The sequence below is a fragment of the Actinosynnema sp. genome (assembly GCF_052038725.1).
In genome coordinates, this window is record NZ_JBQGCX010000137.1 from 1 (window position 1) to 2,194 (window position 2,194).

The 2,194-nt window shown below is 74.7% G+C and carries 2 protein-coding genes and 1 pseudogene; all 3 read left to right on the forward strand.

Going from position 1 to position 2,194, the window contains the following annotated elements; all coding sequences use genetic code 11:
• The first annotated feature begins 158 nt into the window (after nucleotides 1-158).
• Entirely contained in the window at nucleotides 159-656 is a 498-nt protein-coding gene (locus ACTUAL_RS02645; protein ID WP_440899144.1) for an SRPBCC family protein, read from the forward strand.
• A gap of 174 nt (nucleotides 657-830) precedes the next feature.
• The gene (locus ACTUAL_RS02650) at nucleotides 831-1,745 is read left to right on the forward strand and encodes a COX15/CtaA family protein (RefSeq protein ID WP_440899145.1); all 915 of its coding nucleotides are present in this window, start codon (nucleotides 831-833) and stop codon (nucleotides 1,743-1,745) included.
• 18 nt (nucleotides 1,746-1,763) lie between these two features.
• A pseudogene (locus tag ACTUAL_RS02655) lies at nucleotides 1,764-2,194 on the forward strand (glycosyltransferase); the annotation flags it as partial.

The window sequence follows — 2,194 nt, forward strand, 5'->3', positions numbered from 1 at the left end:
GAGCTGCGCGCGGGCGGCCAGCCGGAGCGGGGCCGGGACTTCGCGGCGGCCGACTAGCCCCGCGCGCCCTCCCACACCCCCGCGACCGCTCTGGTTACCCTGCTGGTCGCGACCGGCTCGTGGCCCCCTCGTGCACCCCCCCCGTGGCCAGGAGCACCATGCCCCCGACCGCCACCGGAACGCTCGCCGAGACGCCGGGCGGCGTCGACCTCGTGCTGACCCGGACGTTCCGCGCGGACGCCGAGGACGTGTGGGCGTCCCTCACCGAGTCCGACCGGACGGCCCGCTGGTTCGGCCCGTGGGAGGGCGAGGGCCGAGCGGGCGGGACGGTGCGGGTGCGGCTGGAGTTCGAGGACGGGCGGCCGACGTGCGACCTGAAGGTGGAGGCCTGCGAGGCGCCGGGCAGGCTCGTGCTGACCATGCTGGGCACCGGGGCGACGTGGCCGATCGAGCTGCTGGTCGTGCCCGGCGAGGCGGGGGAGACCGAGCTGCGGCTGGTCCACCACCTGGGGGACGACAGCGGGATCGGCGAGATCGGGCCGGGGTGGGAGTACTACCTGGACCTGCTGGTCGCGGCGCGCGAGGGCGCGGAGGTCCCGTCGTTCGAGGACTACTACCCGGCGCTCAAGCCGCACTTCGACGCGCTCAAGCGCTGACCGGTTCATCGGCGCTCGATCGCGATCCCTTGAGGGGCCCGCCCTCGGTTCACCTGTTCGGCCCAGGCCCGCCCGTCCGCGCTTGATTCCATCTATTCCTTCAGTGTGGAACGAAGTCAACGCCCGTGGACCCCATTTGTCCGTTATCGTCCGCGATCACGTAGGTTGCCCGTCGTGCAGCCCACCTGGAAGCAGCGGATCGTCCGGTCCCACCGCGGCCTCGCGATCGCGGCCGTCGTCGCCAACGTCGTCATCGCGGGCACCGGGTCCACCGTGCGGGTGACCGGCTCCGGGCTCGGCTGCACCGAGTGGCCGCACTGCCTGCCCGGCAGCCTCGTGCCCGTCGAGCACCCCGAGCTGGCGATGCTCACCCAGTGGATCGAGTACGGCAACCGGCTGCTCGCCGTCGTGGTCGGCGTCATCGGCGTGCTCTGCCTGCTCGCCGCCTGGTGGTCGAGGCCGCTGCGCACCCGCGTGCTGCTGCTGTCCGCCGTCATGACCGGCGGGGTGTTCGCGCAGGCGGTGATCGGCGGCATCACGGTCAACCTCGGGCTGCTCTGGTGGACCGTCGCCTTCCACTTCGTCGTCTCGCCGGTGCTCGCCTGGTACGCGGTGCTGCTCTGGCGCTCCCTGGACGAGGAGGACGGCCCGGCGCGGCCGATCGCCGGGGCGCTCGCGCAGCGGCTGCTGGTCGCGGCGGTGGTGGTGCTGGCCGCGCTGATGGTCGTCGGCACGATGGTCACCGGAGCCGGTCCGCACGCGGGCGACGCCGACGTGGCCCGGTTCGACGCGCCCGTCAAGACGCTCGCCCAGGCGCACTCGGTCCTGCTGTACGTGTTCCTCGCGGTGCTGGCGGCGCTCGGGTGGGCGTTGCGCGGGGCCGGGGTGCGCAAGCCGTACCTGGTGCTGCTGGTGGCGGTGCTGCTGCAGGGCGCGGTCGGGTTCGCGCAGTACCTCACCGGGGTGCCCGCCGTGCTGGTGGTGGTGCACGTGCTCGGGTCGATGGCGGTCGTGGTGGCGATGGCGAACCTGTGGACCGCCGGCCGCGTCCGCGAGCCCGCGACCGACCGGGTGGTGCTCGCGGCCTGACCGCCTACCCTGGCGCGGGTGCGCGTGCTGTTCACCTCCGTCGGCGGCCTGGGCCACGTCCTCCCGCTCGTGCCTGCCGCGGAGGCCGTCCGCGCCGCCGGTCACGTGGTCGCGTTCGGCTGCTCCTCGGTCCAGCGGCGGGCGGTCGAGGCGGCCGGGTTCGAGGCGTTCGACCTCGGTGGGAGCACCGCCGCGCCGCCCAGGACGCCGCTGCTCGCGCCGGACCGGGCGCGCGAGGACCGGGACCTGCGCGAGGGGTTCGCGCGGCGCGAGGCGGGTCGGCGGGCGCCGCTGTGCCTCGAGCTGCTCGGGGCGTGGCGGCCGGACGTGGTGGTGTGCGAGGAGGTCGACTTCGGCGGCGTCGTCGCGGCCGAGCGGGCCGGGGTGCCGCACGTGAACGCGCAGGTGATCGCGTCGGGCGCGTTCGTGCGGCCGGAGGTGGTGGGGGA

Excerpts from the sequence above, each read along its gene's own strand:
- ACTUAL_RS02645 (WP_440899144.1), top strand. The coding sequence starts at position 159 with ATGCCCCCGACCGCCACCGGAACGCTCGCCGAGACGCCGGGCGGCGTC.